Genomic DNA, 16463 nt, shown 5'->3' on the forward strand with positions numbered 1-16463 from the left:
CCCGACCGTAAAGGTCTTTGTTGGCTAGACCATTTCAAGTTCTACGTTGGACCGCCCGCCCTGAGACGCCAGAGCAACGGACCGCGAGGTCAGGCCGATGAGGGAGGTGCCGGCGGAAGCGGAACGGTTCAGCGTTCGAGGATGGCCACGACGCCCTGGCCGCCGGAAGCGCAGATGGAGATGAGGCCACGACGGGGGCGCGCCGCCCTGCCACCGGCCGACTCGCGGGCGTCCTCGGCAAGCAGCTTCGCCAGGGTGGCGACGATCCGCCCGCCGGTCGCGGCGAACGGGTGCCCGGCGGCGAGCGAGGAGCCGTTCACGTTCAGCTTCGACCGGTCGATCGTGCCGAGCGGGCCGTCGAGCCCCAACCGCTCCTTGCAGAACTCGGCCGACTCCCAGGCAGCGAGGGTCGCGAGCACCTGCGACGCGAACGCCTCGTGGATCTCGTAGTAGTCGAAGTCGGTCAGGCTCAGCCCGGCTCGGGCGAGCATCCGGGGCACCGCGTACACCGGGGCCATCAGCAGCCCCTCGTCGCCGTGCACGAAATCGACCGCGGCGACCTCCGAGAAGGTGAGGTACGCCAGCACCGGAAGGTGGTGGTCGGCGGCCCACTCCTCGGAGGCGAGCAGCACGGTCGAGGCACCATCGGTGAGCGGCGAGGAGTTGCCGGCGGTCATGGTGGCTTCCGCCTGGCCCGCTCCCCGCGTACCGAAGACCGGTCGCAACGCGGCGAGCTTCTCCATCGAGGTGTCCGGCCGCAGGTTCTGGTCCCGGGTCAGCCCGAGGTACGGGGTGACCAGGTCGTCGAAGAAGCCACGCTCGTACGCGGCGGCGAGCCGCTGGTGCGAGGCGAGCGTCAGAACGTCCTGGGAGTGTCGGTCGATGCCCCACTGACGCGCGGTGATCGCGGCGTGCTCCCCCATCGACAGTCCGGTACGAGGTTCGGCGTTACGCGGCGTCTCCGGCAGGAACGGCTGGTGCGGCCGGAGCCGGGTCGCGGCCCGCAACCGGGCGGTCAGCGTACGGGAGGCACTGATCTTCAACAGGGTGCGGCGGAACTCCTCGTTGACCGCGAGCGGCGCGTCCGAGGTGGTGTCCACTCCACCCGCGACACCGGCGTCGATCTGCCCCAGTGCGATCTTGTTGGCGACCAGGATCGTCGCCTCCAGCCCGGTGCCACACGCCTGCTGGATGTCGTACGCGGGCGTCCGGGGGTCGAGCCGGGAACCGAGCACCACCTCCCGGGTCAGGTTGAAGTCCCGGGGATGCTTGAGCACCGCCCCGGCGACCACCTCGCCGAGCCGCTGGCCGGCCAGCCCGAACCGGGCCACCAGTCCATCGAGCGCGGTGGTGAGCATGTCCTGGTTGGAGGCATCGGCGTACCGGCCGTTGGAACGGGCGAACGGGATCCGATTACCCCCGACCACCGCGACGCGACGTACGGTCTCCACGATCCCGCCTCCTCGTTCAGGGCTTGCGCCTAACCTACTCGCCAGTAGGCTACGCCTATGAGTGACAGGTACGCGAGCTTCGCGAACTCCGGGGCAGGCCGCGCCCTCGTCAAGCGACTCGGCCTGCCCGATCCACCTCGACTGCGCCGGTACCGCCCCGGCGATCCTCTCCTACCCGGGCCAGTGCTGCTCGACTCGGCCCCGGGTGGACGGCTGCGCGAGCCAGTCACCAAGCTGCTCGCCGCCGCCGGTGTCGCACTCGCCGACCCGACGACGGTGACCGCGACGGAGTCCACCGCGACGACGGCATCGGCGGCGGAAACCGGCGTACGACCAGCGGCACTGATCTACGACGCGTCCGGGATCACCGACTCCACCGGGCTCCGGTCGCTCTACGACTTCTTCCACGCGTACGCCCGGTCGGTCCGCTCCTCCGGCCGGGTGATCGTCCTCGGCACCCCACCGGAGGCGTGCGACGCCCCGCGCGAGGCCACCGCCCAGCGGGCCCTGGAGGGACTGACCCGCAGCATCGGCAAGGAGTTCCGGCGCGGCATCACCGCCCAACTCGTCTACGTGCACCGGGGCGCCGAGACGGCGATCGAGTCCACCCTGCGGTTCCTGCTCTCCGGCCGATCCGCGTACGTCTCCGGACAGGTGATCCGGATCACCGACCCCGGCGTCGGCGACCACGGCGACCGGGAGCGGATCGACTGGGACCGTCCGCTCGCCGGCAAGGTCGCACTCGTCACCGGAGCCGCCCGGGGAATCGGTACGGCGGTCGCCCAGGTGCTCGCCCGGGACGGCGCGCACGTCGTCGCGCTGGACGTACCGGCCGTCGGGGACCTGCTCGCGAACGTGGCGAACGACATCCGGGGCAGCGCCGTACAGCTCGACCTGACCGCGCCCGACGCGCCGGTCCGCCTCGCCGACCAGCTCGGCGACCGCTACGGCCGGGTCGACATCGTGGTCCACAACGCCGGCATCACCCGGGACCGGACCATCGCTCGGATGGACGCCGCAGGTTGGGACTCGGTGCTCGCGGTGAACCTGTCGAGTCAGGAACGGATCAACGACCTCCTGCTCTACCGCGACCTGATCCCGGCCGGCGGCCGGCTGATCAGTGTCTCCTCGATCGCGGGGATCGCCGGCAACCGGGGACAGACCAACTACGCCACCGCGAAGGCCGGCGTGATCGGGCTGGTGCAGTCGATGACCCCGGTCCTCGCCGACCGCGGCATCACCGTCAACGCGGTCGCGCCCGGTTTCATCGAGACCCGGTTGACGGCGCGGATGCCGATCGGGCTGCGTGAGGCCGGCCGCCGGTTGAACAGTTTGGCGCAGGGCGGGCTCCCGGTCGACGTGGCCGAGACCATCGCCTGGTTCGCCGCCCCCACCTCCGCCGGAGTCACCGGCAACATCGTCCGCGTCTGCGGCCAGAGCCTGCTGGGAGCATGATGTCCAACTCCGATGGCTCCGCCACCGGCCGGCGGGCCGAGGACGACACGGTCCGGATCCCCAACTCGAACGGGGACGAGACGATCGAGTTGACACAAGCCAGCGCGGACGACACCGTCCGGCTCACCCTCCCGACAGCGGACGACACCGTCCGGCTCACCCTCCCGACAGCGGACGACACGGTCCGGATCCCCAGCCCGGACGAGACCGTCCCGCTCACCCTCCCGGTCGAGGACGACATCCCCTGGTGGGCCGGGTCGACCGACGACGCCACGGTCGAGGTGGACAACCCGGCGGTGGCGGGCGGCGCGAGCAGCCCGGCGGTGACCGGCGGCGTGGTCGAGCTGAGCCGGATGCCGGCGACCGGCGCGCTCTACCGGCGGGCGATCGTCGCACTGCTGCCCGGACGCCGCCGGTCGAGCAGGCCGACTCCGTCCGGGCCGACGCTGCCACCGCCCGAGGTGGCGCCGACCCTGCCCGCGACGGAGTTGCGGCTGCGCGGCCTGACCGTCGACAGGGGACACCTGGCCGCGTACGACCGGGTGTGCGGGTTCCGGCTCAGCGACACCCTGCCGGCGACGTACCCGCACGTGCTCGCCTTCCCGCTGGCGATGCGGCTGATGACCTCGGCGGAGTTCCCGTTCCCGCTGCTCGGCCTGGTGCACATCGCCAACCGGATCACGCTGCACCGGCCGATCGACGCGAGTGAGCCGCTCGACCTGTCGGTGCGTACGGCCGAGCTACGGCCACACCGACGCGGGCAGCAGTTCGAGGTGCTGACCACCGCCTCGGTCGGCGGCGAGCCGGTCTGGAGTGGCGTGGCGACGTACCTGCGTAGGGAGCCGAAGCCGACGGAGGGTGACCGGCACGAGCCGGGTGACCGGCCGGAACCGCCGGCCACCACCGGCCGCTGGCGGGTCAGCCCACGCGTGGGTACGGCCTACACCCGTGTCTCCGGCGACCGGAACCCGATCCACACCTCCCGCCTCGGGGCGCGGCTGCTCGGCTACCCGCGCCCGATCGCGCATGGGATGTGGAGCAAGGCCCGTTGCCTGGCCGCCCTGGAGGGGCGGTTGCCGGAGGCGTACACGGTGGAGGTGGCGTTCAAGCTGCCGGTCCCGCTGCCCGGCACGCTCGCCTTCAGCGCCACCCCGGCCTGGGACTTCGCGCTGCACGACGTGGACTCCGGTCGCCCGCACCTGACCGGCACCCTCCGCTGACCCAACTCACACCCTGCGGGCGTTAGGAAGGGCCCCTTGTTATACAGAAAGCGATAACAAGGGGCCCTTCCTTACTTCGAAGGTGGGTGCCAGGGCCAGGTGGCGTTCATCAGGCGGGTGGCGAGCCGTTCGGGGTCCTCCGAGGGGTGGTCGCTGAGCCAGTCGGCGAGCGATTCGGTGGCACCGACCAGGGCGTACGCCATGACCTCCAGGTCCGTCTCGCGTACCTCTCGGGAACCCTCCGCCGGTACGGGCAGGTTGCGGCGCAGGAGCGTGGCAACCACCTCGACCACCCGGGTTCGCATGTCGGCCAGTTCACCGGCGAACGGCTGCTCACTTCGCGCCTGCCGGTAGAGGACCGTCCAGCCGTCGCGGTGTGCGCCGACAAATCCGAAGAAGGCCCGCAGCCCGCGCCGGAGTTGCTCGTCCGGCGGAAGTTCCGCGCTGACCGCCCCCACGATCGCCTCCATCATCCGGGTGCCCTCCCGGTGCAGGCAGGCGATGAAGAGCGTTTCCTTGGTGCCGAGGTAGGCGTAGACCATCGGCTTCGAGATGCCCGCGTCCTCGGCGATTTCGTCCATGCTGGCGGCGTGGTAGCCGCGCCGGGAGAAGACCTTGACGGCAGCGTCGAGCATCTGCTGCTCGCGTACGGCCCGAGGCAATCGCTTGAAGGTGGGGGTGCTGGACATCCTTGCGAGCATACCTACTCGTGCGTAGGGTTACGCCCCAGTAACCGCAGTCTCCACCGGAAGGTGCAACCCATGACCGACTTCGACCCGGCCAAGTTCACGTCCCTGGATCCGAAGCAGTTCGCCCAGCTCGTGAAGTCCACTCCGGACGCCGAGATCGCCGCGCTCATGAAGAGCGACCAGCGGGGCATGATCCTGGACGAGATCTTCAACCGGATGCCGACGCTGTTCCGGGCCGACCGTGCCGGTGCGACGAACACGGTCATCCACTGGAACATCTCCGAGCGGGCCGACGGGGGCGTCGACACGTACGAGGTCGTCATCGCCGACGGCGCCTGCACGGTCAATGGCTCCCCGGCACACGACCCGAAGCTCGCCCTCACCCTCGGCCCGGTCGAGTTCCTCAAGGTCGTTACGGGCGGCGCCAACCCGGTGATGATGTTCATGACCGGCAAGCTGAAGGCAAAGGGCGACCTGGCCCTGGCCTCGAAGATCGCCGACCTGTTCAACATTCCCAAGGCCTGATCAGGATGTCGGGACGGGATCGGGCACTGGCATGACCGAGTTCTCGCTCGACCTCAACGAGGAACAGCGCGATCTGCGTGACTGGGTGCACGGCTTCGCCAAGGAGGTCGTGCGCCCGGCCGCGGCCGAGTGGGACGCCCGCGAGGAAACCCCGTGGCCGGTCATCCAGGAAGCGGCCAAGGTCGGGCTCTACGGCTACGAGTTCGTCGCCAACTGCTGGGCCGACCCGACCGGACTGAGCCTGCCGATCGCCAGCGAGGAACTCTTCTGGGGTGACGCCGGCATCGGCCTCGGCATCTTCGGCACCTCCCTCGCCGTCGCCGCCATCTACGGCACCGGCACCCCCGAGCAACTCGTCGAATGGGTGCCCCAGTGTTACGGCTCGGTCGACGAACCCGCGGTCGCCGCGTTCTGCAGCACCGAGCCCGAGGCCGGCTCCGACGTCGCCGCGATCCGCACCCGGGCCCGCTACGACGAAGCCACCGACGAGTGGGTCCTCAGCGGTCAGAAGGCGTACGCGACCAACGGTGGAATCGCCGGCGTGCACGTGGTGACGGCGACGGTCGAGCCGAGCCTCGGCGCCCGGGGACAGGCCGCCTTTGTCGTACCGCCGGGGACCGTCGGGCTGCACGCGACCCGCAAGCTACGCAAGCTCGGGCTACGCGCGTCGCACACCGCCGACGTCTTCCTCGACGACGTACGGGTACCCGGCCGCTGTCTGCTCGGTGGACGGGAACGGCTGCTGGCTCGACTCGACCGGGCCCGGACCGGTCAACGGTCGAGCGGCCAGGCGGCGATGCGTACGTTCGAGCTGTCCCGGCCGACGGTCGGCGCACAGGCGCTCGGCATCGCCCGCGCCGCCTACGAGTACGCCCTCGGCTACGCCCGGGAGCGGGTCCAGTTCGGCCGTCCGATCGTGGAACACCAGGCGGTCGCATTTGCCCTGGCCGACATGCGGATGGAGATCGACGCCGCCCGACTGCTGGTCTGGCGGGCCGCGTGGATGGGTCGAAACAACCGCCCGTTCCTCGCCGGTGAGGGCTCGATGGCGAAGCTCAAGGCCGGTGAGGTGGCCGTGTCGGTCACCGAAAAGGCGGTGCAGATTCTCGGCGGCGCCGGTTTCCTCCGTGATCATCCGGTGGAACGGTGGTATCGGGACGCCAAGATCTACACGATATTCGAGGGAACGTCGGAGATACAGCGTATGGTCATCGCCCGGGCCATCTCCGGATCGTCGATCCGCTGACTGCCCTCAATATCCCTATTCGGCAAGAACGAGGATAGTCAGATGACCATCGATCAACTCCAGGGCCAGCGGCAGTTCTACGTGCGGCAGCGGCTGCGCATGATGGTGAACCAGTACGAGGTGCGCGCGGTCGCGCCGGACGGGTCCGAGGGCGACATGCTCGCCTTCGCCCAGCAGAAGCGGATGGCTTTCAAGGAACAGGTCACCCTCTACACCGACGACACCAAGCAGCAGGCGGTGCTCGGCTTCAAGGCACGGCAGGCGATCGACCTCGGTGCGACGTACGACATCACCGACGCCGCCGGCAACGGCATCGGCCTGTTCCGCAAGGACTTCAAGGCGTCGCTGCTCCGCTCGACCTGGATCGTCGAGCAGCCCGGTCTCGGTGCCGCCCGTGGCCAGGAGCGGAGCCTGCCGGTGGCGCTGCTGCGCCGCTTCGTCGACTCGCTGAGCTGGCTGCCGTACCACTTCGACTTCCTGATCGGCGACCAGCCGGCGTTCTCGGTGGTCAAGAAGTGGGGCCTGCGTGACAGGTACGTCATCGAGGTGCAGAACCCGCAGCTCGACCGCCGTCTGGTGATCGCCATGGCGGTTGGCCTGGACGCGCTCCAGAGCCGCTGATCGACCAGCACACCCCCGACGGGCCGTCCGCACCGGACATCCAATGCGGACGGCCCGCTGTGCCACCCGTAAGGCGGCCGATCCGGGGAAGCCGGGGGTCGTGACCCGGATGTAGCGCGGGTCGCCGGCCGAAAGAGTGGATCGCATGAGATTCGCCAAGAGCCAAACCGGCGCCCTCGCGCTCCTGCTCGGTACGACCCTCGCCGTCGGCATCTCGGGCCCGGCTCTCGCGTCCGCTTCGAGGACCGCCGGACATCCGCCCGCCACCTGCCCGGCCGGCACCCTCGACGGCACCGGGCTGCGGGCTGCCATCGCCGACCTGCCGACCACCGAGGCGACCAGCGCCCAGGTCCGGCTGACCACCCCGGCCGGCTGCTGGACCGGCGCCAACGGCGTCGGGGACCTCCGGACCGGATCACCGGTGCCACCCGACGCCCGGTTCCGGATCGGCAGCGTCACCAAGGTCTTCACCGCCACCGTCGTCCTGCAACTCGCCGCCGAGCGCCGGGTGGACCTGGACGCCCCGGTACGCCGCTACCTGCCCGGCCTGCTGACCGCCGACTACGACCGGCTGACCGTACGGCAGCTGCTGAACCACACCAGCGGACTGCCGAGTCCGAAGCAGCCGGACGACATCGAGTGGGCGATCGACCACCGGTACGACCACTGGACGCAGGAACGGATCGTCCGCGAGGCGCTGCGCAACGAGCCGGTGTTCACGCCCCCGGGCTCGAAACAGCAGTACACGAACATGGGTTACATCGTGGCCGGCATGCTGATCGAGAAGGTCACCGGGCACCCGTACGCGCGGGAGATGCAGGACCGGATCTTCGGGCCGCTCGGGCTGCGGGACACCTCCGTACCCGGAAACGACCCGACCATCCGCGGCCCGCACGCCCACGGCTACCAGACCGTCAGCCGGAACGGGCAGACCGAACTGGTGGACGTGACCAACTGGAACCAGTCGATCACCCCGGCCGCCGGTGACATCATCTCCACCCTGGTCGACCTCGACCGCTTCGGCGCCGCACTGTTCGGCGGACGGCTGCTCCCGGCCGCCCAACTCGACGAGATGTTCACCGTGCCGCAGGTGGACGACCTCGACGGCAAGCCGGCGGTGTACAGCGTCGGCCTGACCGCGTTCAGGCTGTCCGAGAACGAGGTGATCTGGGTCAAGAGCGGTTCCCGGTACGGCTACTCCAGCGCCATCGCCGCCAGCCGGGACGGTAGCTTCCGGGCCGCCTTCTCGATCACCTCCACCGACGCCAAGGGTGACGAGCAGACCGGGGTCAGCGGAGCGATCATCGGGGCCGCCCTGGCGTTGCGCTGACCCTCCGAATGCCCGCCTTGACGGTCGTCCGCGCCCCCAGGCACGCGTTGATCATGAAGTTGGCGCGCTGTGAGCGCGAGAAATCCGCGCCAACTTCATGATCAACAGCCTGGGGTCGGGGTGGGGTGTCAGGGGGTGGGGCGGGTGGCCCGGGTTATGGCGGACTCGATGGCGGCGATGCGGTCGGCGAGCAGACCGAGAGCGCCGACCGCGCGACCGACCGCGTCGTCGGAGTCGCCGCCGAGTGCCCGCTCCCGCAGGTACGCGGCCTTCACCTCGGCCCAGCGGCGGGACTGCTCGTCGGTCAACCGACCCCGCAGCTCCGCCAGCTTCAACAGGTTCGCCTCGGCCCCCGCGGCCAGGGTCTGCGCCTCGCCGAGGTAGTGGTCGTCGATGACCCGTTCCAACTCCTCGTCGTTCATCACCGGCACGATCCGCTCGGTCAGCTTGTTCATGTTCCGGTACGAGCCCTGGAGCAGGAACGGAGGCTCGGTACGGGACGCGTCCGCCTGCGCCGCCGAGTTGATGTACGCCCGGTTGTTCGCCAGCACCACCTGCTGCACCCGGATCAGCTTGCGCAGCACGGAAAGGATCTGATCCAGTTCGACCGCGGCGTACGGATGGGTGAGCTGGTCCGCCCGTACCGTCTCGTCGCCCCGGGCCAACCGGACCAGCAGCTCCAGGTCACCCCGGTCCCGGCCGGCGAGCGGCGCCAGCACCGGGTTCGAGGTGACCGCGTTCTCCAGGTAACTGAGGGCGAAGACCTCGTCCCGCCCGGAGAGCACGTCACCGAGGTTCCACACGTCGGCCCGGTTCGCCAGCATGTCCGGCACCCGGAACCGCCGCCCCGACTCGGTGTACGGGTTGCCGGCCATGCACACCGCGAACCGCTTGCCGCGCAGGTCGTAGCTGCGGGTCCGGCCGTCCCAGACCCCTTCCATCCGGCGCTGCCCGTCGCAGAGGGAGATGAACTTCTGCAACAGCTCAGGCGAGGTGTGCTGGATGTCGTCGAGGTAGAGCAGGACGTTGTTGCCCAGCTCCAGCGCGAACGAGATCTTCTCGACCTCCTGGCGGGCGGTGGCGTTCGGCGCCTCGGCCGGGTCGACCGAGGTGACCGCCGAACCGAGCGCGGGCCCGTTCACCTTGACGAAAACCAGGCCGAGGCGGCTGGCGACGTACTCCATCAGAGTGGTCTTGCCGTACCCCGGAGGGGAGATCAGCAACAGCAGGCCCATCTGGTCGACCCGCTTGGTGTCGCCGCTGGCACCGATCTGCCGGGCCAGGTTGTCCCCGATCAGTGGCAGGTAGACCTCGTCCAGCAGCCGGTTGCGGACGAACGAGCTGAGTACCTTCGGCTGGTGCTCGGCAAGCCGCAACCGGGTCCGTTCGCGCGCCACCAGCTCGTTGCGGCGACGCTGGTAATCCCGGTACGCCGGCACCCGCACCCGCCGGAACCGCCCGGTCCGGGCGAGCAGTTCGTCGATCCGCAACGACAGCCGCCCGTCGACGATCCGGGGATGGGTGGCGAGCAGCCCCGACACCTCGACGGAGAGGGCCGCCGCGGACTCGTGCCGGGGCAGCCCGGCGCCGCAGAGTTCGATCGCCACCGCCTCCGGCAGGTCGTACGCGTCCAGCGGTTGCCCGGTGCCGGCTGACCCCTCCGCCATACGCAGGAACGAGGCGAGCCAGGCTTCGACGAGCTGGTGCCGGGCGGCGAGGTTGTCGCCGAGTGCCCGCAGGTCCTCGTCGAACTCCTGCACCGATTTCGACGCAGGGCCGCCGAGGGTACGCCGGAACCGGTCGAGCAGGGCGCGGGCACCGGCGCCGGTGACAAAACCGAACGGTGCCCGGGACAGTTCCTCGAAGAGGTACTCGGCGGCAAGCGGGGCAACCTCCGCCTGGTCCGGCAGGCCGGCGGCGCGAAGGAAGCTGCCGGCCGCGTCGGCCAGCTCCGCACGGAGCTCCTCGATCGCCGCCGAGGCGCCGAACGCCGTTCGTGCCCGCGCGAGTGAACCCGCGCGGGTGGACCAGCCGGTCCGGGTCGAGCCGTCCACGCCGAAGCTCCAGAAGAGCTGCGCGGCGGCCCGCGCGGCCGGTTCGTAACGGAGCAGTCCGGCGCCGTCGTAGAGGCGCAGCAGCGGGTCCAGGATCGCCGCCGCATCGTGGTCGTGGATGCCGCGTTCGTAACCTTCGTCGTACCGACCCTCGGCGAAGCGGCGGACCAGGTCCGGCAGCTCGGCTCCGCTGACCGCCGCCCGGTGCAGCTCCTCCAGGTCCAGTGTGGGCAGACCGGTGCCCGCCCTCCGACCGGCCTCGGCGGCGGCGAGGATCGAGGCGGCCAGGTATTCCGCCCGGCTCACCTCGGTGGACTCGGAGACCAACGACTGCTCCCAGAACGGCTGGGTCTGCTGGAACGTCTCGTCCCGGATCGGCGCCCGGTAGTCGGTGCCGGTGACCGCGACCGCCAGCCGGCCGTCCCCCGGCACCAGCGTGACGTCGACCTCCTGCGTGTTGACCGAGAAGCTGTGCCGGCCGAGCCGGATCGTCGCGCCGCCATCGGTGTAGAGATCCTGCTGGTCACGCAGGGCCCGGCCGGCCTCCTGCCGGGCGGCCTTGATCCGTCCGGCCAGTTCCTCGGCCCGTACCGGGTCGCCCAACGTACGCAGCTCGTCGGCGACCCCGCGCAGTTTCGCCACCATCGGGTCGGAGGCGAAGTACGTGTTGATCTCGTCGAGTGAGCGCAGCCCGGTGAGCCGCCGGTGCACGCTGGTCAGGATCCGTTCGGCGGAGCCGACCAGCCGGTCGGAGCGGCGGGCCCGCTCGTCCAGCAGCGCCTGTTTCCGAGCGGAGAACGCCTCGTAGATGTCGGTACGGCGGGTGCCCAGTTCGGCGAGGAAGTCGTCGAACTCGCCGAACCGGGACTCCAGGTTCTCCACCTGCAGGAGCAGTCGGCCCAGTTGTTCGTCGCAGCGTTCGGCCGTGTCGGCGACCGCGAGCGCACCGGTGACCGCCTGCCCGAGCAGGGCGAACTCGGCCGCGAAGCCGGCCCGCCCCTCAGCGGTGAGGAGTTGACCGCGACGGCCGTCCAGGATGGCCCGGGCCCGGTTGACCGAGGCGAGCACCTCGCCGATCCGGGCCAGGATCCCGGTCCGTACGGTCGCGTCGGCGATCTCCAGCGAGCCGACCACCTCGGTCACCACCTGGAGCCCTTCGGCCTGCTCGGCGAGGCGGTCGCGCAGCGGCGCGGCCTCGGCGACGGTCCCGATCGCGGCGGCGGTGGTCCGCAACCGCTCCACCTCGGTCTGGTAGTCACCGAACGCGTTGTCGCGTTGCAGGAAGGCGACCACCCGTTGACCGGTGGTGATGAGTTCCGTCCCCAGTTCGGCGCTGAGTTCGTCGATCCGGGCCAGGTCCACGTAACGCAGGTCGCGGAGGGTGACCAGGTGCCCCTCCGCCTGGCGGAGGCCGGCGAGCTGGCGTACCCAGTCGTCGGCGGTGCGGGGCGCCTCACCGCGTACCTGCCGAACCAGGGCGGCGTTGCGCTGCGCCGCCTCGTCCACCGTGGCGGCGGCGTGCGCGGTCAGCGACTGCACCTTCTCGAACTCGTCCAGCACCTGCTTGCCGGTGGCACGCACCTCGCTCAGCGGGGCTCGCAGGTCACCGAGGTCGGCCTCGCCGAGCCAGTGGTAGTGGTCGAAGACCCGGGCGCAGGCGGCGATCAGCGCCTCGAACACGGCGAGGGTCGGCGTCATCTCGTTGACCATGCGGGACACCGACAGGGCGTCCGAGATGCCGCGTACCAGGTCGGCGTTGCCGACCCGCTCCAACGGGCCGGTGCCGACCGGTTGCCCGGCGGCGTAGCTGTCGGAGAGGTACGGCGTCTGCCAGACCTGCATCGGGTGGACCCGGGTCGGCTCGTCCGAGGTGGCCCGGAAGACCACCAGCGTGCCGTCGTCGAAGATCGAGTAGCCGTGACCCGGGATGGGGGTGGCGACCTCCTTCCGGATCACGTTGTACGGCAACAGCAGGGTCCGGCCGGCGCCCCGGGCGTGGAAGACGTAGAGCACGTCCTCGCCGTTGGTCGACCGGATGGTCCGCTCGAACTCGAGTCCGGTGACGTCGGTGTCGAAGGTACGGCTGACTCCGGTGGCGAGGTAGTAACCGCCGGGGAAGATGATGCCGTGGTCCTCGGGCAGCCGTTGGCAGGCCTGCCCGATGCCGTCGAGCCGGACCACCTCCTTGGTCCTGGTGTTGAAGACCAGGTGCCGCCACTGGGTCTCCTTGTACGGCCGCATCCGCAACAGGATCAGCGGCCCGATCCGGGCGTGCTGGATGTCGGCGTCGGCGAGGCTCTGCAACGGCTCGTCGACCGGTTCCTCGTAGATTCCCTCGCCGGTCTCGGTGTTGTTCTCCACCTTGACGGTGAGGGTGCCGCCGACCGTCTCGACAAAGACCTCGTCGTTGATGGAGATGTGCGGGTGCCGGCCGAGGATGTGGTTGTCCCGGGTGGTCTCGATCCATTCGAAGTCGTGCGAGGGCGGGAAGACATGATCCCGCTCGCCCCGGTTGTCCAGGTAGCCGATGGTGCCGTCGGTGCCGACCTGCCACCGCAGCACCCGGATGTCCTCGGTACGCGGCCCGGTCTGGAAGACCGCCAACAGCCGCCCGTCGAGCCGTCGAAGCTGCGTCAACCGGGTCTCCCGGTAGTACCGGTACAGCTCGCCGAAGTCGCGCTCGAACTGCGGGTCACGCAGCAGGCCGGCGAGCTGACCCGGGTCGACGTCGTCGAACCGGAACGCGTCGGAGTCCCCCGGGTCCCCCGCGCCGATGGACTCCACCGCGGCCCGCCCACGGGCGAAGTGGTGCAGGGAGAAGACGTCGTCGACAGTGGTCTCGGGCTTGAGGCCGATGAAGACGTTGTAACCGAAGAGCATCAGCCCGCCGACCGACACGATGTCCCGGGGCACGCAGTTGTTCCGGGTCCGGATCCGTTCGGTGCCGATCAGCCGCAGTTCGGTGCCGCCGAAGACCTCCAGCCGGCGGGCGTTGAGCCACTCGGCGCGACGGGCCAGTTCGGCGGCGCGCTCGGCGAGCCGGGCCCGCAACACCTCGTACGTTCCCGCGTCGACGCCCTGCCGGTCGCTGCCCTCGGCGGTGGCGTCGACCGGGGTGGCCGGGCCGGCCGTCGTCGACCCGGTCGGGCCGGCGACGGTCGCCCCGGGCATTGGCTCACTCACCCGTACCCCGTTGCCTCGGGCCGTTCAGCGCGGCGAGTGGCGCGTCGGCCAGGCCGAGCTTCTGCGCCGCCTGGAGCAGGTCCCGCAGCTTGTCGGCGTTGGACCCGCCGGCGTGGATCTGCTGTAACAACCAGGCTGAGACGGTCAGGTTCTGTACGTCACCGGTGTTCAGCGAGCCGATCATCCGGGTCAGGTCCTCGGGAAAGCTCGCCTCCCCGTCCAGCCACGGCTTGGCAAGGCTCTGCGCGACCTCCGAGTGCTGGACGAAGCCGTCGACGCTCTTGCCGAGGGTGATCGAGTTGACCAGCCGGTCGAAGAACATGCTGTCCCCGCCGACGATGTCGATGTTCGCCTTTTCGAGCCCGGCCGCGAGTACCATTGCCTGGGACTCGGCCACCTGGTGCTGGGCCTTGATGCCGGCGAGTCGGAGTTCCTTCTCCGCCTCCAGCCGCAGCCGGAACTCCTCGTGTCCCCGGCTTGCCTCGTCCAGCGCGGCCATCGCCGCCGCCTTCTCGGTGAGACCCTCCGCCTCGCCCTTCAGCTTCTCCCGTACCGCGTCGGCGAGGACCAGCGCCTTCTCACGTTCGACAAGCGCTTCCGCCCGGCCGACCTTCTCGATCACCTCGGCGCCGCGCTCGCGTACCTGGACCTCGGCCAGACCGGCCGCGGCCGCTTCGGCCTGCGTACCCTCCGCCAACCGGATCTTGGCCCGGGTCTCCAGTTCGGCGGCCTGCTGCCGGGCCTCGGCCAGGACCAGGTTCTCCCGGGCCTTGTGCTTGGCGGCCTGCTCCGAAGCCTCGGCCGCCTTGATGTCCTTGACCAGAGCCTCCTGCGCCTCGGCCTCGGCCTGGATCACCACCGCCTGACGGGTCCGCTCGGCCTCCTCGACCACCCGCAGGCGCTTGATGTTCTCCTCCTGCTCGGCCACGGTCTTGTCCACCGCGATCCGCTCACGGATGACCTCGGCGATGGCCCGCCGCTCCACCTCGACCTCTTTGTCCTTCGAGATGGTGGAGAGTTCGGTTTCCCGCTGCCGGCCGATCACCTCCAGCATGCGGTCCTTCTCGATCCGCTCGGACTCGATCGCGATGACCCGTTCCCGGTTCTTCTCCGCCACCGCGATCTCGCGGGCCTTGTTCTCCTGCTGGATGCCCAACTGCTCGTCGGTACGGATGTGCGCCGTCTCGGCCCGGAGCCGCTCCTCCGCCCGTACCCGGGAGATTTCCGCGTCCTCCCGCGCCCGTAGCGTCTCGATTTCGCGGTGCTGCTTGAGTTCGGCGTCGGCCTGCCGCCGTTCGAGCTCGAGGATGGCCTCCCGGGCGTCGACGTTCTGCCGGGTGATCTCCTTCTGCTCGTTGCGCTGGAATTCGTTGGTCCGGATGTGCTCGATCGCGGTCAGCTCGGTGATTTTCCGAATGCCCTGGGCGTCGAGGATGTTCGCCGCGTCCAACTTGGACAGTGGCGTCTGCTCCAGGAAGTCGATCGCCGCGTCCTCCAGGCTGTAGCCGTTGAGGTCGGTGCCGATGACCCGGATGATCTGGTCCCGGAACTCGTTCCGCTTCGTGTAGAGGTCCACGAAGTCGAGCTGCTTGCCGACCGTCTTGAGCGCCTCGGAGAACTTCGCGTTGAACAGCTCCTGGAGCGTCTCCCGGTCACTGGCCCGTGCCGTACCGATCGCCTGCGCCACCTTGATCACATCTTCGGTGGTCTTGTTGACCCGGACGAAGAACGTGATCCGGATGTCGGCCCGGATGTTGTCCCGGCAGATCAGGCCCTCCTGGCCGGTCCGCTCGATGTCGATCGTCTTCACCGAGATGTCCATGATTTCGGACTTGTGCAGCACCGGGAGCACAACCGCGCCGGTGAAGGTCACGTCGACCCGCCGAACCTTCGAGATGATCAGCGCCTTGCCCTGTTCGACCTTCCGGAACAAGCGGCTGACCAGGAAGACGACGCCGATCGCGACGAGAAGAAGGACGGCCAGGAGTACGCCGACCCCGGTGGTGATCACATCCATCAGTGGTCCTTCGGTCCGTGGGGGTGGTAGTCGGGATCTCCGGTGGCACCGACCGGGAGCACCCAGAAGAACTCGCGGTCGGCGTCGTAGTCGTAGATGAGTGCGAGGCTGCCCGCGCCGAGCACGTCCGCACCGGCCTGTCGGACCTGGATGACCGCCGACGAGCCGTCCGCGGCGGTGACTTCCGCCTGTCCGAAGTCGACGCTCACCGCGCCGGTACGGATCACACAGACCTGACCGACGAAGGCGCTGCGGGAGACCGGCGGCTCGGTCTGGAAGAAGTGCCGCAGCGGACGGGTGAGCAGACGGGTGACCAGCCAGGCGGCGGCCAGCGCGACCAGCAGCAGCCCGACGGGGAGCAACACGGCGAGCGTGGCGGACCAGTCCGGTCGATCCAGCAGCACGCTGCCGACCAGGCTGACGAACCAGGCCACCACGATCAGCACCGAGAGCGCCACGGTCGACGGCAGTCCGCCGAGCCCGATCCCGCTCAGTAAACCGGTCCCGTCGCCCGCTTCCGTCTCCGCGTTCTCGTCGATGCCGACCGTCCCGAAGAGCACCAACGCCCAGTAGCCGACGACCACCACCAGCAGAAAACTGAAGAGCGCGGTCGGAAAGCCGAGCGCCACGTCCAGGAACTCACCCATCGAGCTCTGCCGACCCCCCTGCACA

General features: G+C 69.8%; 11 protein-coding genes. 6 read left to right on the plus strand and 5 right to left on the minus strand.

Going from position 1 to position 16463, the window contains the following annotated elements; genetic code table 11:
• Positions 1–128: 128 nt before the first annotated feature.
• Positions 129–1451 carry an acetyl-CoA C-acetyltransferase gene (locus BDK92_RS16980; protein ID WP_121157590.1) on the minus strand — a complete coding sequence of 441 codons (1323 nt, stop codon included), beginning with the start codon at positions 1449–1451 and terminating at the stop codon, positions 129–131.
• 57 nt (positions 1452–1508) lie between these two features.
• Between BDK92_RS16980 and BDK92_RS16985 the strand changes: the two genes are divergently transcribed.
• Positions 1509–2906: a 3-oxoacyl-ACP reductase gene (locus BDK92_RS16985; RefSeq protein ID WP_121157591.1), complete on the plus strand. Its 1398-nt coding sequence runs from the start codon at positions 1509–1511 to the stop codon at positions 2904–2906.
• Positions 2907–3202: 296 nt separating this feature from the next.
• Positions 3203–4126, plus strand: coding sequence for a MaoC/PaaZ C-terminal domain-containing protein (locus tag BDK92_RS16990; RefSeq protein WP_246017535.1), 924 nt, complete (start codon positions 3203–3205; stop codon positions 4124–4126).
• A gap of 71 nt (positions 4127–4197) precedes the next feature.
• Here the strand turns inward: BDK92_RS16990 and BDK92_RS16995 are convergent, their stop codons facing one another.
• Entirely contained in the window at positions 4198–4815 is a 618-nt protein-coding gene (locus BDK92_RS16995) for a TetR/AcrR family transcriptional regulator (RefSeq protein WP_211349257.1), read from the minus strand.
• A gap of 72 nt (positions 4816–4887) precedes the next feature.
• Between BDK92_RS16995 and BDK92_RS17000 the strand changes: the two genes are divergently transcribed.
• The 4 genes from BDK92_RS17000 to BDK92_RS17015 all read left to right on the plus strand — a co-directional run bounded on the left by BDK92_RS17000 (position 4888) and on the right by BDK92_RS17015 (position 8537).
• A complete protein-coding gene (locus BDK92_RS17000; protein WP_121157593.1) occupies positions 4888–5340 on the plus strand; it encodes an SCP2 sterol-binding domain-containing protein in 453 nt (150 codons plus the stop codon).
• A gap of 31 nt (positions 5341–5371) precedes the next feature.
• Positions 5372–6586, plus strand: a complete 1215-nt coding sequence (locus BDK92_RS17005) for an acyl-CoA dehydrogenase family protein (protein ID WP_121157594.1) — start codon at positions 5372–5374, stop codon at positions 6584–6586.
• A 42-nt stretch (positions 6587–6628) separates the two neighbouring features.
• Positions 6629–7207 carry an LURP-one-related family protein gene (locus BDK92_RS17010; RefSeq protein ID WP_121157595.1) on the plus strand — a complete coding sequence of 193 codons (579 nt, stop codon included), beginning with the start codon at positions 6629–6631 and terminating at the stop codon, positions 7205–7207.
• Positions 7208–7352: 145 nt separating this feature from the next.
• A complete protein-coding gene (locus BDK92_RS17015; protein ID WP_121157596.1) occupies positions 7353–8537 on the plus strand; it encodes a serine hydrolase domain-containing protein in 1185 nt (394 codons plus the stop codon).
• A gap of 128 nt (positions 8538–8665) precedes the next feature.
• On the opposite strand, the gene BDK92_RS17020 is transcribed toward BDK92_RS17015, so the two are convergent.
• Genes BDK92_RS17020 through BDK92_RS17030 form a run of 3 tightly spaced genes read right to left on the minus strand, consistent with a single transcriptional unit; the run spans position 8666 to position 16438 of the window.
• A complete protein-coding gene (locus tag BDK92_RS17020) occupies positions 8666–13774 on the minus strand; it encodes a DNA repair ATPase (protein WP_246017083.1) in 5109 nt (1702 codons plus the stop codon).
• Positions 13767–15791 (minus strand): flotillin family protein, encoded by a 2025-nt coding sequence (locus BDK92_RS17025; protein ID WP_121157598.1) that lies wholly within the window; start codon positions 15789–15791, stop codon positions 13767–13769. The genes BDK92_RS17020 and BDK92_RS17025 overlap by 8 nt, the downstream gene beginning before the upstream one ends.
• Positions 15791–16438: a hypothetical protein gene (locus BDK92_RS17030; RefSeq protein ID WP_121157599.1), complete on the minus strand. Its 648-nt coding sequence runs from the start codon at positions 16436–16438 to the stop codon at positions 15791–15793. The genes BDK92_RS17025 and BDK92_RS17030 overlap by 1 nt, the downstream gene beginning before the upstream one ends.
• Positions 16439–16463: the final 25 nt, after the last annotated feature.

Origin of the sequence: Micromonospora pisi (assembly GCF_003633685.1) — a bacterium.
GTDB classification, from domain to species: Bacteria; Actinomycetota; Actinomycetes; order Mycobacteriales; family Micromonosporaceae; genus Micromonospora_G; species Micromonospora_G pisi.